Below are 16,274 nucleotides of genomic sequence, written 5' to 3'. Positions count from 1 at the left end.
TTAATACCTAGGCGGCGTATACTTAGCAGCATCAATAATAGCCCACAAATGGAAAACGGCTGCAATCACGGGTGGAACCAATAAAAACCACAGTGCATACCCACCTACAACAACAATTGCGAAGATTAAAGCCGCCAATATACGACCTTGAACCAACTGACCAAGGCCAGGGAAAAAGACGTTACAAATCGCTGCAATTACATTACCACCAGAACCTTGTCCAGACATAGTTACCTCTCTTAGTTACTTAAAGTCTTTCTTTTTAATATATCAGATTTCATGCCAACCCTAACACTTTGATTTTAAAGGAAACCAATGAAGCTCATTGTTTTCTGTTCACTATAAGTTAGCCTAAACCACTAACTTTTAGCTTAAAGTTTAGCTATATTATGATGCGTAATTCAATCACTTTGATTTGCATAAAATAATAATGAAAACAGGATGTCTTATGCTTGGCAAGTTTACCACCCCGCTAACAAAATTAGTCGACAAGTATCTACCCGATCCATTTGTGATTGTGCTTTTACTCACTTTTTTGGTGATGGTACTCGCTACATTGTTTACTCCAGCAACACCTGTCATGGTGCTTGAGGCATGGGGTAATGGCTTTTGGAAGCTGCTTACTTTTGCGATGCAAATGTTGTTAGTTTTATTATGTGGTCACATGCTTGCTGTTACCCCTCCAATAGCGAAAGCGCTAGACCGTATCGCAGGCTTAGCTAAAACTCCCTCTCAAGCAATTATACTCACCACCTTTGTTGCGATGAGCGCCAGCTGGATAAATTGGGGGTTTGGCTTAGTAGTCGGGGCTTTGTTCGCAAAGGCCATCGCTCGAAAAGTGAAAGTTGATTATCGCCTGTTAGTGGCTAGTGCTTACTCTGGTTTTGTTGTTTGGCACGCAGGCCTATCAGGCTCAGTCCCCCTGACTATCGCAACTCCGGGGCACTTTAGTGAAAAGAGCATAGGTATTGTTACCACTTCAGAGACAATCTTTGCACCATTTAACCTACTCATCGTACTCAGTATTTTTATCGTTTTACCACTTATAAATAAACTAATGCTTCCCAAAGATGATGACGCAGTTATTGTTGATAAAGAAAAGCTCATTGAACAAAGTAATGATATCAGTACCCACAATACTCCGGCTGCAAAATTAGAAAATGCCTCATGGCTTGGTATGTTAGGAGGAGCAATCGGTCTTAGCTACTTGGGCTTTTACTTTATTTTTAATGCAGGCACATTGACATTGAATATCGTCATAGCCCTGTTTTTGTTCTTAGCCATGCTGCTACACAAAACCCCTGCAAATATTCTCAATAGCCTACAACAAGCAATTCAAGGTGGTGCCGGTATCGTGATCCAGTTTCCTTTTTATGCTGGGATCATGGCTATGATGGTCGAAACAGGACTAGCACAACAAATATCTCAAGGATTTGTTTCTATTAGCAGTCAATGGACATTACCGCTGTGGAGCTTTTTAAGTGCAGGCCTTGTAAATATATTTGTGCCTTCAGGCGGCGGTCAGTGGGCGGTACAAGCACCAATTATCATTCCCGCAGCAGAAGCGCTTAATGCAGACATAGCCAGAGTCGCGATGGCCGTTGCATGGGGTGATGCTTGGACTAACCTGATCCAGCCATTTTGGGCACTCCCGGTACTTGCAATTGCAGGCCTTAAAGCCAAAGATATTATGGGGTTTTGCCTAGTACAATTGCTGGTAACGGGTGTAATTATCGCAACTTTATTGTTGCTGCCCCTGTAAGAAGGTGCGTAATGCACCTTCTTACACAGATTAACTTGATAAAATTTTCATTGGTAAGCTTAGTATTGGATTCTCTGAATCAGCAAAATGCATCATTACCGCAACATGACCTGTAATAACAACTATATACATAATGGCGCTGACCACTTGCCCATACCGGTCAAGAGGTAATAAGTGACTATAATTACGGCCACGCCACTCAATCAGGATTTCAAAACTACCAATCAAAATGAATATCACCAGTAGGATTAAGCCAAAGGTGTAACTTATCCAAAGGCCGAATAATACTCCTGCCATACACGCTAATAACCCCACCCAAGAGCGCATTGAAAAGCTTATACTTTTTAGAACATGCCCACCATCTAACGGCAAAATGGGTAGTAAATTGAATAAGTTCAACAGCGCACTTAATACTGCAACACCAGCAAAGATTTCCATCTCTGTCGCGTAATACAACACCACTCCAAGGATTGAGGTTATCAAACCAAATGCCGGTCCCATCAACGAAATAACTACATCTTGCCAGCGGGTCGTGATCTTATCGTCACTTACAGCCAGGCCACCAACGAAAGGGATCAAATAGATGCCTTTTGTTTTAATCCCAAAATAGCGCATAGCACGGACGTGGCCATATTCATGAACGACTAAGCAAGCCACAAGCATAAGCGCAAACTGCCAAGAAAATAGCCATGCGTACCCTGCCACGGATGCGCCAGCCAACGCAGCTTTGACCACCTTGGCACTTTTAAATAACTTTAAGCCCAATGCTGCCAAACCAAATAAGCTGCGTTTTTCTTTAGGTGTCTCGGTGCTCACTTCGAGCCACCTAAGCTCAGATCCATTTACTGCAATACCAAGTAACCCCTGAGGTAACTGCTCTGTATTTACCGCCAGTGCTTGTCCATCAATGGTCGCGAAAATGCCATTATGTTGCTCTTCAAAGGTAATCGCTTGTTGCTCGACAAAAAGCTGTACTACTTGTTGTTGGTTAAAAAAGATAGATACCGCTTTGTCCGCTAGCGAAAGCTCGACTCTATTCATATTCAGATCCAAAGGTCATTTAGGGCATTATCGCTAAAAGCGTCCGCTTCATAAAGTGCTGCCGAAATCTGAATTAGAAAAATGCAGGTAAAGTGTCATTATTGCGCTTCAAATTGAGTAAAAATCACCTTTTAAAGCGTTTTGAGATTTGAGCACTTTAAATTATTTGTACTAGACTTTAAGGAGGTAAGGTATACGAAGGAATTGTTAATGTCATTAGCAAAACATCGGATAATGGTAGTAGATGATTCACCCGCGATCCTCGTCGTAATGCAAGCTATTATGACTGAGCTTGGCATTGAGCATGTCACAACCTGCTCAAGTGCGGTGAATGCTGTAGAAAAAATACGGCAGACTCCTCATCAATTTGACGCCATTTTTACAGATCTCAATATGCCCGAAATGGATGGTATGGAGTTTATTCGCCAACTAGGAGAGCTTAGGTTTTCTGGCGGCATTATTATTATTTCCGAAATGGACGAGAAGATTATTGACCTGGCAACCAATCTTGCCAGACAGTCCAATGCACACCTTATCGGCAATATTTCTAAGCCCGTACAATTGGTTGATGTCGAGCGTATGCTCAAAAAAATGGAGACATATACCACGGTTAAACGTAGCCGCATTGAAAAGGTGACCGAAAGCGATCTTTTGCATGCCATTAGTCACAATGAAATTACGCCTTACTATCAGCCAAAGGTTCACCGTGGTGACAAAAAGATAAAAAGTGTCGAAGTGCTTGCCCGTATTGTGTCTAAAAATACTGAGCAAGTTATTTTACCGGACCATTTCATTGGCGTGGCCGAAGATACAGATCTAATCAATATCATTACTTTCCAGCTTTTTGAAAAGGCAACGGATGAGTTTAAAGCAATCAAATCTGAACTCAATTATCCAATTAAAATGGCCTTTAATTTATCACCTGTGCAATTAAATGATTTAAGCTGCCCAGATAAATTGGCACTTATTTTAGAAATAAACCGTTTAAAGCCTAGTGATATCATTTTAGAAATTACTGAAAACCAACCAATGAATCAGTCTATCCAATTGGAGACAATGAACCGTTTACGGATCCGAGGGTTTGATATTTCGTTAGACGACTTTGGTACTGGGTTTACCAATATTCAGCAGTTAAAGTCTTTGCCGTTTACCGAGATCAAAATCGACCGCTCTTTGATAACCCATGTGGAATCCGATCGCTTTTCACAGGTACTTATCGACAGCTTAATCGACATCGCACAAAATCAACAATTAGACATAGTGGCTGAAGGTATAGAGCGGATTGAAGAGCTACAATACCTTGACCGCTACAAGCATAGCCTATTAATGCAGGGTTTTTTAATCAGCAAACCCAAACCACTAACAGACCTAGTAGGGTGGATACACTCTTGGCAGCGCATGATTAATTCGAACCCTTAACCTCTGGAGAGGATGTTTCCTCTCCGTGGCTTTGCGTTTCAGACACTTCTTCAGCTTCGTCGCTGTCTTCAATCAAATTATCATGATTATCTACTCGCTCTCGCCACTTTTGCTTAGCAGCAGCTTGCATATTGGTGGTTTGCTCTCGCTCATCAACAATATCCATTCCCATTAATGATTCAAGCAAATCTTCTAATGTCACTATGCCTTGTACATCGCCATATTCATCAATGACAAGCGCAATGTGTAGACGCTTTGCCAGTAACGCTTTAAATAACTCTGGCGCAGCTAGTGTTTCCGGTACGGTATAAAGAGGGCGAGATAGCTTACCAATTTTATATTCTTCTCCAAGCCTATGATAAGCAAGCATAATATCATTCTTGTGTACAAAGCCGATGATGTCATCTGTGTTTTTATCGAATACCAACACTCGAGAAAAAGCAACCGAACCATGCTCAGACAAATACTCGTGCACTGTCATATCTTTATGCACCTTAAATAACACCGTTCTTGGTGTCATGATGCTTTCTAGTTTGGCATGACGAAAACGTAATAAACTACGAATGGTTTCAGTCTCGTCCTGATGCAGTGCACCAGCTTCAGAGCCTATTTCCGCCATCGCTTCGATTTCTTGACGAATATAGTGAGCCTCATCTTCTTTACGGCCTATCACTTTTGTAAGTTGATCCGACATCCACACGAATGGCTTCAATAGTCGAACTAGCCATACCAACACACTGGAAACGATAGGTGTTAATCCGCGCCAATAAGTCGCTCCTAAGGTCTTTGGAATGATTTCCGACAGCACCAAAACTAGTAGCGTCATCACCGCTGACGCAATACCAACAGCTGCATCTGAAAATACCACAGCAGCTTGTGCGCCAACCCCTGCAGCACCGGCGGTATGCGCAACGGTGTTTAACGTTAGAATGGCAGATAAAGGCTGATCAATATTGTCTTTAAGGCGTTGAACTCGCGATGCTAATGCATCATTGTCTTGCTTTAAGATCCCTATATGACTTGGCGTAATACTAAGTAGCACCGCTTCCATCACCGAACAGATAAAAGAGATAGCTATTGCCAAAAACATGTAGGTTAATAATAAAACCAAGTAAATTCTCCTCTTTATTCAACGCTAAGTGTTTGCTTAACTACATACGTTATGTTGCTCATCAACACAGACTATTAAATTTAGGACGTCTATCGCAGCAATACAACCGGTTCAAAATACTATGATATAGTTTTATCATATAATTACCTACAATAGGCGCACATAAATGAAATTACGTACAGCCGTCACTCTACTATTTACGGCAGTCTCAACACAACTTTCAGCAAGCCCATTAGACGAATCAAAAATACAATTTTTGGGTCCCATCGCAGGCGAATCAACAATAAAGCCAGCGGATACAGCTCATCGTGATGCAATTATTGAAAACCTGCTACCATCATTACAACAAGACGCCAAACAGGTAACGCTATTCAATAATGAAAGCAAATGGCAGCCTCTAAACAAAACTACACAATTAACGATACCTGGATTGCAGGCTCTAAAATTTAATTTCACTACTGAACGTTTTGTTTCAGGTAAGCTAAAGCTTGAGGGCATCGAGAAAGCCAAAGTTTTTCTAAATGGAGAGCCAGTCTCCGGTGTTAAAGAGGTTCAGCTTGATGTCGTCAAGGGCGATCATCAAATCCTCGTTATCGCTGAGCAGGTAAATGACTGGAATAAGGTTGATCTTAGCTTTGAAGGCGAAGCAGCGCATGACGTTATCACGCTAACAGAAAAACAAACCAAAGCGCTGTCTGCAAAGCAGTTGTTTGATGCCCCAACGGTGAGTGCTATCTCACTTGCACCTAACGGCGAATATTACATTTCGACCGTCCGCCACTACGATGATGAAAAAGGCAATTCAGCAATCACCGAAACTGCTTTATACAATGAAGATGGTGATATGCTTTACAGTTTCGATGGTATGAGTGCAACTAGCTTTGCATGGCGTGATGACAGCAGCAAACTCACTTATTTAAAAGATAATAAAGCTTACATCCTTGATCTAAAAACCTTTAAACGTACTCAAGTTGCTACTAAGCTCAATGGCGCGAATAGTATCGAGTTTTTTGATAATGACACGCTTATTTTTGCTTGGACCAACAGCGGCAAAGAAGAAGGCAAACTGACTAAACATTATCAAGGATTAGAAGATAGATGGTCATATGCCCGGACCCAGTCACAAATCTTCTTACTTGATATCAAAAGTGGGCTACTTAATCCTGTGACCGTTGGCGCACAAAGCCACAGCTTGGCCGACTTTGACGCACAAGCAAACACGGTTTTAGCAACGCGTAATAAGCAAGACTACGCGCAACCTCCTCACATGTTGACAGAGCTAATAGAAATCGATCTATCAAACAATCAGCAAAGTGTTATTGGTCAGTATCGTACGTTTAGCGGCGCGCAATACACTAAAAATGGTATTTATGTAACTGCAGGTCCTGATTTTGCAGAAGGTGCGGGGCGCAACTTACCTGAAAGTATGCTCGCGAATAACTATGACGGCCAACTTTATTGGATAGATCGCAAAGGCAACGATGTAAAAGCACTGAGTAAAAACTTTGACCCAGCCATAGGCAGCTTTACCGTACTCAATAATGGCGATGTGGTACTAAAAGCGACTGACCAAGATCGTCAACAGCTTTTCTTCTTCGACGAAAGTAAGTCTACTTTCAAACGCTTAAACACCGGGCTGGATGTTGTCGCGAACTATTCTGTGTCTAGTGAACGTAACCCAGAGATCTTGTTCACAGGTACTACTGCATCAACTCCGCAACAGTTAAAAACCATGTCAACCTCAGATAAGCGAGCTGACACGCTTTGGGACTCAGCAAATATCGCATACCAGAATGCAGAAATTGCCAACCTAGAAGAGTTTAATTTTACCAATACTGAAGGCGTGGAGATTAAAGGCCGCGTATATCTACCACACGATTTAGACAAAGCTAAAAAATACCCAGCACTCGTTTATTATTACGGCGGCACTTCTCCAGTGACTCGTGGCTTTACAGGGCGTTATCCATTTAACTTATGGGCAGCAAATGGCTATGTTGTTTATGTCTTGCAACCAACAGGTGCGACAGGTTTCGGTCAGAAGTTCTCAGCAGAGCACGTCAATGCTTGGGGTGAACACACCGCTAACGATATCATCATGGGTACCAAAGAGTTTGTGAAAGCCTACCCTTTCGTTGATGACAAGCGTTTAGGTAATTTAGGCGCTTCTTACGGCGGCTTCATGACTATGCTGCTGACAACAAAAACTGATTTGTTCTCAGCTTCTATCTCACATGCTGGTATTTCTAATATTACTTCATACTGGGGTCAAGGCTGGTGGGGTTATTTGTATTCTGGCGAGGCCTCAAAAGGAAGTTTCCCCTGGAACAATCCAACGCTTTACTCACAACGTAGCCCGGTATTTAATGCAGACAAAGTAACAACACCATTATTGTTAATTCACGGTGACGCGGATACCAATGTGCCGCCAGGTGAAAGTCACAATATGTATACCGCATTGAAGATCCTTGGCCAAGATGTTGAATTGGTCGAATACAAAGGCGCAGATCATCAAATTTTTGCTCGTGACAAGCGCTTCCATTGGTGGAGCACCATGCTGGCTTATTTCGACAAGCATTTAAAAGCAGAGCCACAATGGTGGGAACATCTATACGGTAAGTAATCAATGCTAGGCGGCACTCTGTGCCGCCTTTTTGTTTAGCGAAGCAGCAATCAAACACATCATTGTATATAATTTAATAATAAAGCTAGGTTTCCCCTTGATCGAACTAGGTTGTCAGGTTAACGTGCCAGATACAGAGTTGTAAGAATTCGTTTCATGCACTTCCAAGCAGCGATCTCTCAGTGTTATATTTACGACATTTAAACAACAATTAACAGTGAAAACATGAGCATAAAGGTTTTATTAGTTGAAGATGATGAACTCTTAGCAAAGCGGCTGTGTAGTCACTTTGAAAATACCGAGTTCAGTATCACTGTAGACAATACGGGTGCTACTGCGCTTGAGCTTATTCAAGCTCAAACCCAAAACCCATTTGCACTTGCTATTGTTGATGTTGTTTTACCCGCCACTGATGGCCTGCAACTCGCGAAAGAAATTAATACCTTATCAGACCTTGGTGTCATCATGCTTTCTAGTCGAGACTCTCAAGCCGATAGAATCGCAGGTCTTGCGCAAGGTGCTGATGACTACGTCTGTAAGCCTGTTGATACGCTTGAGCTTGAACTGCGTATGCGTGCCTTATACAAACGTTTAGTTGGTAATAAAGACGATGAATCGGAAGAATTTATTGAATATGCAGACTTTAAACTACACCCTGATAACCGTACCTTAATCAATCAACATGGCATTGAGTCTCGACTTACCGAAGCAGAGCATAAAGTGTTGATTTGTCTTATTTCCAATGCTGGAAGGGCAACATCCAGAGAGCGTATTTCAGAAGACATTGGGCAACCTGATTGGAGCCCAAGTGACAGAACGGTTGATGTCTTAGTTGGCCGACTACGCAAAAAACTCGGCGATGAAAAAGAGCAAAAACGCATTGTTACGGTTCGCGGTAAAGGTTATATGTTGTCAGCTTAACCTTTACCAATAATACACTCCCTATCTATTGAAGTGCCGTTAGCTAATACTGTGTTAGCTGACCTAACAACCTCTCCAGCGCGCGATAACTAAGCGCTTCCTTTAAATGTGACAAGCTAATATTAGGTGTAGAGCTCAGATCCGCTATGGTACGCGCAACTTTGATTATTCGATGATATGAACGTGGTGATAGCTTTAGTTTTTCTGCTGCCTTTGCTAGAAATAAACTTTCAGCATCAGCAAGATAGCAGATATGATTTAGCTCTTTTACACTCAGTTGGTCGTTACATTTTCCCTGACGTGCTAAAGCTGTTTTATAGGCCTGCTCCACCCTAGCCCTTATTGTCGCGCTAGACTCTCCATCACTCTGGGATTGTAGCTCTTCTGTTTTTAGACGGGGTAATTCTACTTGTAGATCTATTCGGTCTAAAAATGGACCTGAAATCTTAGCCAAATAGCGCAATACTTGATCTGGAGACGCTCTTTTGTCAGTGTAACAACCTGTAGGACTGGGGTTTAATGCTGCAATCAGTTGAAAGTTTGCAGGGTAATCAACTTGTCGAGCTGCACGCGAAATCGTTACCATGCCCGTTTCCATCGGCTCACGTAATGAGTCCAGTACCTTCCTATCAAATTCTGGCAACTCGTCCAAAAATAGAACGCCATTATTTGACAATGATATCTCCCCAGGCTTGGGGTTCGACGAGCCTCCAACCAAGGCTACCGCAGAGCAAGTATGATGTGGAGCTCTAAAAGGCCTTGTTTTCCAGTTTGATTGGCAGATTGTTTTTCCCAGTATGGAATAGATAGAAGCCGTTTCTAACGCCTGATTATCCGTCATTAGTGGCATTATCGTGGGTAGACGCTGAGCAAGCATCGATTTTCCAGTGCCGGGTGGACCAAGAAATAAAACGTTATGCCCACCGGCCGCGGCTATTTCTAGCACTCGCTTCGCTCCCTCTTGTCCTTTCACCTCAGCCATATCCAGCGAGTTCCCACCTGAAGCTTCAATATTTAAATTATCTGGGTAGAGTTGATTAAACATAAGTGATTGCTGGCCGCTTAAGCCTAACCATGCTGTACGCAAGCAGCTTATAGCAACACGATTGGCATCAGCGGCGAGGCTCGCAACTGCATCGTTATCAATTGGTAAGTAAGCAGTTCTCCCCTCCTTCGCTGCTGCAATAACAGATGGCAAAATCGCAGTGACCGTCCTCAGCTCACCATTTAACGCAAGCTCACCATAAAACTCTTTATCAGCAATAGCATGGCTATCTAACTGTCCTGATGCGACGAGAACACCGAGTGCGATTGCAAAGTCAAAGCGGCCACCGTCTTTGGGTAGATCTGCTGGTGCTAAGTTTACTGTGATACGCTGTTCTGGAAATAAAAAGCCTGCATTAACAAGGGCACTACGGACGCGCTCTTTGGCTTCTTTAACTGAGGTTTCGGGTAACCCAACAATACTAAAGGCAGGTAAACCATTACTAAGGTGTACCTCAACAATTACCTCGGGTGCGGTAATACCAACTTGTGCTCGAGTGAAGACTCTTGCTAAAGACATCCATGTCTCCTGCTTACTTAATATTTATAGTTAAATACGTGTAACACCAAGTGGTATCGCATAGCCGCTAATCTCAATAACAAGGTTGCCGCCATGGACAATACCATTACGTATTCTGTTGCCATGCCCAATTTAATTGCTTGAGTATAGACTACCCCGCCAAAAATGCAGGTGATCGCGTATAACTCTCCTTTTAAAAGAAGGGGGATTTCGCGAGCCAACACGTCTCTGATGACTCCACCAAAACACCCAGTCAATACGCCCATGATCACAGCTGTAGTATTAGGCATTCCAATACTTAAAGCCTTTTGTACTCCCATTACAGCGAAAAAAGCAAGCCCAATGGCATCAGCAACCTGCAGTACAGTTCTTGGAATATTTTGATGTCGATTTAGCCACCATATACTCACAGCGACAGCAAATAAAATAGCGTAAATATAGCTAGTATCATGAAGCCAAAAAACAGGTTGATCTAAAATCAAGTCTCGTAATGTTCCCCCTCCGATACCAGTTACAGTCGCAAGGACAATCACACCAAAGCCATCCATATGTTTACTATGCGCAATTAAGGTTCCCGAAATTGCAAAAACCATGACACCCAAGAGATCAAACCAATGATAGAGTTCTGACATTTCGTAATTAGTTGTGAAACAAAAGCAAAATCATAACGAAGATCTCACACAAAAGGTAGTGGGATCGCCGATATTTACAGTTTTCAATGTACTGAGTAAAGTGTCTTTATAAAATATTTAGGATGAATGCCTGCGGATAAACCGCCTTATATGGACTCCTCCAATTGTACAAGCCATTTTTAGCATTATTGGTGTGATTGCGTGCTTATATCCGGGCTCTTGATGAGGTGCTACCTCGGCCTCTTTGATGTATTCGCGCCCTTGTGCCTTCTCTCCCACGCGGTATTTGTATACACCTGCGGTTTAACAGGCTCTCAAGGGTGGGTTTCACCGCTTAATGCTCTATCTTGGCTTGTTCAATACTGGGGGTAATCTCAGTATGCTTTCTGCTTTTACGTTCTATTTATCTTGATTTGTTCTTCTGTTACTCAGTGCTACACCGCTAAGATTTTTGGCTCGTATGTTGAGCCGTTTTTAAGTAAGGCATAGGCGGTTCTAACCGTTTTGTTGGCCAATGCAATGGCAACACATTTCACACTCTTCTTGGCGAGTAGATTTTTTATCCAGCGTTCTTTCTCTGTGGTCGCTTCTTTATGTTTTAGCCTACTGACTACCGTTCTTGCACCGAGAAACAGGTTTTTCCTTAACGTATTGCCTCGTCTTTTGGGGATATGGCCTATCTTGGCTTTTCCGCCTGATGAGTGCTGTGTCGGTGTAACACCTGCACATGCCGCCGCCCCTCTGGCATTACTAAATTGTGAGGTATTGCCTAAAAAGGATAACAGCTCTATCGCGGTAATTGGGCCAACACCTTCTAATGCCATTAAACGCTGGCAGCTCTCATTTTGCTTGGTTATCGCTTCAACTTGTTTATGTAGCTGTGCTTTAGCGTCGCATTGTGTTTTATATAGGTCATAACTCACCGCGAGTGCTTGTTTTAATGCGATGGGGAGCGCATTTTCAGCATCTTCTAAAATATCTGGAACGACTTGTGTTAACGCAGCATCGCCTTGATTAATAACAATACCAAACTCTAATAGCAATCCACGTATTTGATTTGAAAGCTGAGTCTTTTGTTTATCTACTAAGGTTCTCGCTTGGCTCAATGACTGCAACGTTTGCTCTTCAACTGTCATGATTTTACAGGGCTTCACGTTATATGCTTGGCTGGCACTGGCAATGGCGAGAACATCATTTGCATCGGTTTTTTGGCCTTGCCTAAACGCTTTAACAAATTTAGGGGGAAGCAACATGACATCATGCCCCAGCGGCAGCGCTTTGCGAGCTATAAGCTGGGCGCTACCACAAGCTTCCATCACGACCTTTGAACCCTCGGCTTTTGCAAGCAACTCAAACATAGGTTCGCGTTTCATTGGCTTATTAAACTTGAGTTTATTGCCTTTCAGCTGCGCTACTTGGAAAATGTTTTTTGCCAAGTCGATAGCAATTAAATTAGACTGTGCCATGTATGGACTCCTTATTTGGTAAAAGTGTTTTGCAATATCTTTATACCGTACTCTCCCGTTAAGGGGGAGGAGTCCATACATCTCCCACCATGTTGCGCTGTGCTGATGCTGTGGGGGAGTGGGAGCGAGTTTACCTCGCGAGGTTTTTAAATCACACATAGCAAAAAACCCGTCGCATCTCTGCAACGGGTTTTGATGTACATGGATGTTCGAATGTCGATGAAGTTCATGGATGAACGCTTTTCATCAACCTCTTATTTGGCCCTGGCTCGCTACGAAGTAGGATGTTCTCATTTTTTAAATAGAGAGTCACATGGGTGATCCACACTATCATTGACCGGGGCCGACCCTTCGGCTGTTTTGTTTCACTTCTGAGTTTGGGTGACGAGAAACCGAAGCACCGCTTCGCAGTTCGAGGAAGTGAGCGCAAGGACGCGCGAAGGGGAGATACTACATGGAAGTACTTTACCCCAAACAGCAAAAAACCCGTCGCATTACTGCAACGGGTTTCTCTTATTTGGTCCTGGCGATGTTCTACTTTCACATGGGTAATCCACACTATCATCGACGCTGTTTTGTTTCACTTCTGAGTTCGGCATGGGGTCAGGTGGGTCCAAAACGCTATAGTCACCAGGAAATTCTGTTCATCAATGAAGTCTCCCTCATCAATGTAAATCTGGAAAAAGCTATTAAATTCTTTTGTCTACTTTAGTCTATTAACTTCTGTTAGCTAAGGCCTCCATGGATGGAGGTCATGCTAGGAATTGTCTGGAACAATTCTAGTAAACCACTTTGGCGTTGTATGGTTAAGCCTCTCGGGTAATTAGTACGAGTTAGCTTAATGCCTCACAGCACTTCCACATCTCGCCTATCAACGTTGTAGTCTTCAACGGCCCTTCAGTTGACTCTAAGTCAAAGTGAGAACTCATCTCRAGGCCTGCTTCCCGCTTAGATGCTTTCAGCGGTTATCAGTTCCGAACGTAGCTACCGGGCAATGCAATTGGCATCACAACCCGAACACCAGYGGTTCGTCCACTCCGGTCCTCTCGTACTAGGAGCAGCCCCTCTCAATTCTCAAACGCCCACGGCAGATAGGGACCGAACTGTCTCACGACGTTCTAAACCCAGCTCGCGTACCACTTTAAATGGCGAACAGCCATACCCTTGGGACCGACTTCAGCCCCAGGATGTGATGAGCCGACATCGAGGTGCCAAACACCGCCGTCGATATGAACTCTTGGGCGGTATCAGCCTGTTATCCCCGGAGTACCTTTTATCCGTTGAGCGATGGCCCTTCCATTCAGAACCACCGGATCACTATGACCTACTTTCGTACCTGCTCGACGTGTCTGTCTCGCAGTTAAGCTTGCTTCTACCATTACACTAACCGTACGATGTCCGACCGTACTTAGCAAACCTTCGTGCTCCTCCGTTACTCTTTGGGAGGAGACCGCCCCAGTCAAACTACCCACCAGGCACTGTCCTCAACCCCGATTCAGGGGCCTAAGTTAGAACATCAACACTACAAGGGTGGTATTTCAAGGTCGGCTCCACAGAAACTAGCGTTCCTGCTTCAAAGCCTCCCACCTATCCTACACATGTAGGGTCAATGTTCAGTGCCAAGCTGTAGTAAAGGTTCACGGGGTCTTTCCGTCTAGCCGCGGGTACACAGCATCTTCACTGCGATTTCAATTTCACTGAGTCTCGGGTGGAGACAGCGTGGCCATGGTTACACCATTCGTGCAGGTCGGAACTTACCCGACAAGGAATTTCGCTACCTTAGGACCGTTATAGTTACGGCCGCCGTTTACCGGGGCTTCGATCAAGAGCTTCGCCTAAGCTAACCCCATCAATTAACCTTCCGGCACCGGGCAGGTGTCACACCGTATACGTCATCTTACGATTTTGCACAGTGCTGTGTTTTTAATAAACAGTCCCAGCCACCTGGTCACTGCGGCTCTCGTTTGCTTACAGAGCAAGTCCTTCACAAACAAGAGCGTACCTTCTCCCGAAGTTACGGTACAATTTTGCCTAGTTCCTTCACCCGAGTTCTCTCAAGCGCCTTAGTATTCTCTACCTGACCACCTGTGTCGGTTTAGGGTACGATTCAGTATGAACTGAAGCTTAGAGGCTTTTCCTGGAAGTAGGGCATCAACAACTTCACCACCTTAGTGGCTCGTCTCGACTCTCAGCCTTAGCAACCCGGATTTTCCTAAGTCACCAGCCTACAGCCTTTCACATGGACAACCAACGCCATGCTTGCCTAGCCTGCTCCGTCCCCCCATCGCATTCATACCGAGTACGGGAATATTAACCCGTTTCCCATCGACTACGCTCTTCAGCCTCGCCTTAGGGGTCGACTCACCCTACCCTGATTAACATGGGATAGGAACCCTTGGTCTTCCGGCGGAGGAGTTTTTCACTCCTCTTGTCGTTACTCATGTCAGCATTCGCACTTCTGATATGTCCAGCATGCCTCCCGGCACACCTTCAGCCACTTACAGAACGCTCCCCTACCCCGCATACTTACGTACGCAGCCGTAGCTTCGGTGGTATGTTTAGCCCCGTTACATCTTCCGCGCAGGCCGACTCGACTAGTGAGCTATTACGCTTTCTTTAAAGGGTGGCTGCTTCTAAGCCAACCTCCTAGCTGTTTTAGCCTTCCCACATCGTTTCCCACTTAACATACACTTTGGGACCTTAGCTGACGGTCTGGGTTGTTTCCCTCTCCACGACGGACGTTAGCACCCGCCGTGTGTCTCCCGGATATTACTTTACGGTATTCGGAGTTTGCAAAGGGTTGGTAAGTCGGGATGACCCCCTAGCCTTAACAGTGCTCTACCCCCGTAAGTATTCGTCCGAGGCTCTACCTAAATAGATTTCGGGGAGAACCAGCTATCTCCCGGTTTGATTAGCCTTTCACTCCTAGCCACAGGTCATCCCCTAACTTTTCAACGTTAGTGGGTTCGGTCCTCCAGTTGATGTTACTCAACCTTCAACCTGCCCATGGCTAGATCACCGGGTTTCGGGTCTATACCCTGCAACTTAAGCGCCCAGTTAAGACTCGCTTTCGCTACGGCTCCCCTAAATGGTTAACCTCGCTACAGAATATAAGTCGCTGACCCATTATACAAAAGGTACGCAGTCACCCAACAAGTAGGCTCCTACTGCTTGTACGTACACGGTTTCAGGTTCTATTTCACTCCCCTCACAGGGGTTCTTTTCGCCTTTCCCTCACGGTACTGGTTCACTATCGGTCAGTTGGGAGTATTTAGCCTTGGAGGATGGTCCCCCCATATTCAGTCAAAGTTTCACGTGCTCCGACCTACTCGATTTCACTTTAGATAAGTTTTTGTGTACGGGACTATCACCCTGTTTCGTCATGCTTTCCAGCATCTTCCACTAACTACACTAAAGCTTAAGGGCTGCTCCGATTTCGCTCGCCGCTACTTTCGGAATCTCGGTTGATTTCTTTTCCTACGGGTACTTAGATGTTTCAGTTCTCCGCGTTCGCCTCGTTAACCTATGTATTCAGTTAACGATACCTGCAAGCAGGTGGGTTTCCCCATTCGGAAATCCTAGTCTCAAGCGCCTCTTACTGGCTTGACTAGGCTTATCGCAAGTTAGTACGTCCTTCATCGCCTCCAACTGCCAAGGCATCCACCGTGTACGCTTAGTCACTTAACCATACAACCCAAAATGGTTTGTATCGTCAAAGACAGTTTAACTTCGCCAGAA

The 16,274-nt window shown here is 44.2% G+C and carries 10 protein-coding genes and 2 rRNA genes; 4 read left to right on the top strand and 8 right to left on the bottom strand.

Features of this window, described 5'->3' with window-relative positions; translation table 11 throughout:
• The gene (locus PNC201_RS01640) at positions 1-228 is read right to left on the bottom strand and encodes a hypothetical protein (RefSeq protein WP_010376621.1); all 228 of its coding nucleotides are present in this window, start codon (positions 226-228) and stop codon (positions 1-3) included.
• A 220-nt stretch (positions 229-448) separates the two neighbouring features.
• Here PNC201_RS01640 and PNC201_RS01635 point away from each other — a divergent pair, with 220 nt between their 5' ends.
• On the top strand, positions 449-1,762 hold the full coding sequence (locus PNC201_RS01635) for a short-chain fatty acid transporter (RefSeq protein ID WP_102055964.1): 1,314 nt from the start codon (positions 449-451) through the stop codon (positions 1,760-1,762).
• Positions 1,763-1,792: 30 nt separating this feature from the next.
• On the opposite strand, the gene PNC201_RS01630 is transcribed toward PNC201_RS01635, so the two are convergent.
• The gene (locus tag PNC201_RS01630) at positions 1,793-2,803 is read right to left on the bottom strand and encodes a metalloprotease (RefSeq protein ID WP_102055963.1); all 1,011 of its coding nucleotides are present in this window, start codon (positions 2,801-2,803) and stop codon (positions 1,793-1,795) included.
• Positions 2,804-3,013: 210 nt separating this feature from the next.
• On the opposite strand from PNC201_RS01630, the gene PNC201_RS01625 reads away from it, so the two are divergent.
• Complete coding sequence (locus PNC201_RS01625) at positions 3,014-4,222, top strand: EAL domain-containing response regulator (RefSeq protein WP_102055961.1); 1,209 nt, start codon at positions 3,014-3,016, stop codon at positions 4,220-4,222.
• Here PNC201_RS01625 and PNC201_RS01620 read toward each other — a convergent pair.
• The gene (locus PNC201_RS01620) at positions 4,206-5,333 is read right to left on the bottom strand and encodes a hemolysin family protein (RefSeq protein ID WP_199539671.1); all 1,128 of its coding nucleotides are present in this window, start codon (positions 5,331-5,333) and stop codon (positions 4,206-4,208) included. The two genes, PNC201_RS01625 and PNC201_RS01620, sit on opposite strands and share 17 nt — an antisense overlap.
• A gap of 166 nt (positions 5,334-5,499) precedes the next feature.
• Here PNC201_RS01620 and PNC201_RS01615 point away from each other — a divergent pair, with 166 nt between their 5' ends.
• Together PNC201_RS01615 and PNC201_RS01610 are read left to right on the top strand one after the other, a co-directional pair.
• On the top strand, positions 5,500-7,953 hold the full coding sequence (locus PNC201_RS01615) for an alpha/beta hydrolase family protein (protein ID WP_102055960.1): 2,454 nt from the start codon (positions 5,500-5,502) through the stop codon (positions 7,951-7,953).
• A gap of 225 nt (positions 7,954-8,178) precedes the next feature.
• Positions 8,179-8,874 carry a response regulator transcription factor gene (locus tag PNC201_RS01610; RefSeq protein WP_010605961.1) on the top strand — a complete coding sequence of 232 codons (696 nt, stop codon included), beginning with the start codon at positions 8,179-8,181 and terminating at the stop codon, positions 8,872-8,874.
• A 43-nt stretch (positions 8,875-8,917) separates the two neighbouring features.
• Here PNC201_RS01610 and PNC201_RS01605 read toward each other — a convergent pair whose 3' ends face one another.
• The 5 genes from PNC201_RS01605 to PNC201_RS01585 form a co-directional block, all read right to left on the bottom strand.
• Positions 8,918-10,438, bottom strand: coding sequence for a YifB family Mg chelatase-like AAA ATPase (locus PNC201_RS01605; protein WP_102055959.1), 1,521 nt, complete (start codon positions 10,436-10,438; stop codon positions 8,918-8,920).
• 17 nt (positions 10,439-10,455) lie between these two features.
• A complete protein-coding gene (locus tag PNC201_RS01600; protein WP_102055958.1) occupies positions 10,456-11,070 on the bottom strand; it encodes a trimeric intracellular cation channel family protein in 615 nt (204 codons plus the stop codon).
• Between the two features lie 434 nt (positions 11,071-11,504).
• The gene (locus PNC201_RS01595) at positions 11,505-12,536 is read right to left on the bottom strand and encodes an IS110 family transposase (protein ID WP_158299092.1); all 1,032 of its coding nucleotides are present in this window, start codon (positions 12,534-12,536) and stop codon (positions 11,505-11,507) included.
• Positions 12,537-13,057: 521 nt separating this feature from the next.
• Positions 13,058-13,171: ribosomal RNA gene (rrf, locus tag PNC201_RS01590) — 5S ribosomal RNA — on the bottom strand.
• A 167-nt stretch (positions 13,172-13,338) separates the two neighbouring features.
• A 23S ribosomal RNA gene (locus PNC201_RS01585) occupies positions 13,339-16,223 on the bottom strand.
• Positions 16,224-16,274 lie beyond the last annotated feature (51 nt).

Origin of the sequence: Pseudoalteromonas sp. NC201, assembly GCF_002850255.1 — a bacterium.
In the GTDB taxonomy this organism is placed as follows: Bacteria; Pseudomonadota; Gammaproteobacteria; order Enterobacterales; family Alteromonadaceae; genus Pseudoalteromonas.
This window is presented reverse-complemented; position numbering and strand designations above follow the sequence as displayed.

What these genes read in the sequence shown, in the direction of transcription:
- PNC201_RS01640 (WP_010376621.1), bottom strand. Translation starts at nt 228, where the DNA reads ATGTCTGGACAAGGTTCTGGTGGTAATGTAATTGCAGCGATTTGTAAC.
- PNC201_RS01635 (WP_102055964.1), top strand. Translation starts at nt 449, where the DNA reads ATGCTTGGCAAGTTTACCACCCCGCTAACAAAATTAGTCGACAAGTAT.
- PNC201_RS01630 (WP_102055963.1), bottom strand. Translation starts at nt 2,803, where the DNA reads ATGAATAGAGTCGAGCTTTCGCTAGCGGACAAAGCGGTATCTATCTTT.
- PNC201_RS01625 (WP_102055961.1), top strand. Translation starts at nt 3,014, where the DNA reads ATGTCATTAGCAAAACATCGGATAATGGTAGTAGATGATTCACCCGCG.
- PNC201_RS01615 (WP_102055960.1), top strand. Translation starts at nt 5,500, where the DNA reads ATGAAATTACGTACAGCCGTCACTCTACTATTTACGGCAGTCTCAACA.
- PNC201_RS01610 (WP_010605961.1), top strand. Translation starts at nt 8,179, where the DNA reads ATGAGCATAAAGGTTTTATTAGTTGAAGATGATGAACTCTTAGCAAAG.
- PNC201_RS01605 (WP_102055959.1), bottom strand. Translation starts at nt 10,438, where the DNA reads ATGTCTTTAGCAAGAGTCTTCACTCGAGCACAAGTTGGTATTACCGCA.
- PNC201_RS01600 (WP_102055958.1), bottom strand. Translation starts at nt 11,070, where the DNA reads ATGTCAGAACTCTATCATTGGTTTGATCTCTTGGGTGTCATGGTTTTT.
- PNC201_RS01595 (WP_158299092.1), bottom strand. Translation starts at nt 12,536, where the DNA reads ATGGCACAGTCTAATTTAATTGCTATCGACTTGGCAAAAAACATTTTC.